Origin of the sequence: Achromobacter sp. SIMBA_011 (assembly GCF_046535435.1) — a bacterium.
Classification (GTDB): Bacteria; Pseudomonadota; Gammaproteobacteria; order Burkholderiales; family Burkholderiaceae_B; genus Achromobacter; species Achromobacter dolens.
On the sequence record NZ_JAWRWN010000423.1, the window covers coordinates 1 to 273 of the forward strand.

General features: G+C 53.1%; 1 protein-coding gene. It reads left to right on the forward strand.

Annotated elements, in window-relative coordinates; genetic code table 11:
* Positions 1 to 264: DUF406 family protein (locus SB816_RS31555; protein WP_001319491.1), on the forward strand; the 264-nt coding region annotated here is incomplete at its 5' end.
* Positions 265 to 273 lie beyond the last annotated feature (9 nt).

Sequence of the window (273 nt, forward strand, 5' to 3'; positions counted from 1 at the left end):
GAAACCCCGGTTTGCTGCTGTATGGATGTTGGCACCATTATGGACAACTCCGACTGCACCGCGTCTTACAGCCGCGTGTTTGCAAACCGCGCAGAAGCAGAGCAAACGCTGGCGGCGCTGACTGAAAAAGCCCGTAGCGTGGAATCTGAACCTTGCAAAATCACCCCGACTTTCACTGAAGAGTCTGACGGTGTGCGCCTGGATATCGATTTCACTTTTGCCTGCGAAGCTGAAATGCTGATTTTCCAGCTGGGTCTGCGTTAATTCCTCTCG